Annotated in this window: 2 protein-coding genes; both read left to right on the top strand. The window is 37.6% G+C overall.

Going from position 1 to position 1601, the window contains the following annotated elements; all coding sequences use genetic code 11:
• A partial coding sequence (locus DK861_RS18325) for an EndoU domain-containing protein (RefSeq protein WP_204101277.1) occupies window positions 1–1021 on the top strand: 1021 nt, incomplete at its 5' end.
• A gap of 9 nt (window positions 1022–1030) precedes the next feature.
• Window positions 1031–1453 carry a hypothetical protein gene (locus tag DK861_RS14910; protein WP_109400634.1) on the top strand — a complete coding sequence of 141 codons (423 nt, stop codon included), beginning with the start codon at window positions 1031–1033 and terminating at the stop codon, window positions 1451–1453.
• Window positions 1454–1601: the final 148 nt, after the last annotated feature.

Raw genomic sequence — 1601 nt, 5'->3', positions numbered from 1 at the left:
AAGCCAATTGGCTTCAGGATTAGCGGGTGGACTGACTACCGGTGATATGGCGGGTGCGATTACTGGCTCGCAAGCTGGGAAGAATGCGGTTGAGAATAACTTTTTACATTCTGAACAAATTATGAGTTTTGTTGATGTTCAAGCGAAAACTAAGACCCCAGAAGAGAGAAAGCAGTTACAAAAAGATATTGATACACTAGACAAGCAACTTCAATCACAAGCGGAAAGATGGGGAATATCAACCAATGATATGAAGAGCGCTTTAGATAGCTTGAAAACATTGGAAGGTTTGCCAGATTGTAATGCACAATGCCAAGACATGGTGAAAGATTCAATATCTAAACTTGAGCCAGCATTAGAAAAAAGGATCGCTAATCATTCATCACAAACAGATAACCTAAAAGAGCTAACAGGTATTTTAGCCACTGTGATAGTGATGAATGAAAGCGGGTTGATTGATGGCATAGCCACTACATCAGGAGGTGGAAAAGGGATATCTAGCGTTACAGGTTCTTCTAAGATTGATAATGCTGTACAAGGTGGCGGGCAAAAAGGGAAAGAAACTAATCCGATAATTAATCAACCGAATATAACAGTAATCTCACCGGAAATAGAAACCAAGATACTTGCGGGACAAAGGGTTGGAAACTCAAACAAATTAATTGGGGGACACTCGTCTTCAGTGAGTAATGAAAATCCAAATTATGCTGTAGAAACAATAAAATTGAATCCAGACGGTACAAGAGTTGTGAAGTTTACTACTCAGTTCCCAGATGGGAACTTATCAAAAATTAAGACAAGTACACTTTTTCCAGAGAATTGGTCAGATAAAAGTATTATTGATTCTGTCAATAAAATTGGTAACTCCTCAGCTATTGGACAAAGAAGCTCAACAGGTGAAACGTTACATCGTGGTGTAATTAATGGTGTAGAAATTGATGTAATTAAAAAAGGAAATCAAGTTACAGCTGGGTATCCTGTAGGTGGAAAACCGACTCCTGGCTTTAATCCAATCGATTGAGGTATGTACATGTATAAAGAATTTGATTTATGTATTACTGATTTTAGTAATGATAATGAACCTGGAGATTATTGGTATGATTGTGCTGTCGTTGAATCTGCTGAAATTTTAAGTAAATTCAAGGAGCCAGACTGGGTATGTCTATTTAATGAGTTAGCACATAAATCTATATTTTGGAAAACTAGATTGGTTGAATGTTTAGGGGATTTAAAAAATAGCCATGAGCTAGATATCATCTTAGCACTCATTGACACTGATAATTATGATTTATTTATCAGTTGTGTCGACTCGCTAAGATCTATGGATATATGTGATTTATCTGAAGATGATTTGGGTAAGATTAACGATAAAATATACCATCTTGAGCAAAGTGCTTCTTTGCCAGTGAAAAGTATTTTAGAAAGTTTTTCACGTAAGTTTAAGTGTAAATAATCCCTGTTTTACACAAGGATCTCCCTTAGCTGTCTACTTCACTCCTCAGCCAACCGGATAATCAACAGTCCGGCTTGGCGAGTGAGGGTGTAGTGGCTACCCGCCTCAAACCCCAACTTCTTCAGCCACTTACCGCTAATAGTGAGTT

Source organism: Proteus sp. TJ1640, assembly GCF_003144445.1.
Classification (GTDB): domain Bacteria; phylum Pseudomonadota; class Gammaproteobacteria; order Enterobacterales; family Enterobacteriaceae; genus Proteus; species Proteus penneri.
Note: the sequence above shows the minus strand (reverse complement) of the source record. Positions and strands in the feature narration are given on the sequence as shown.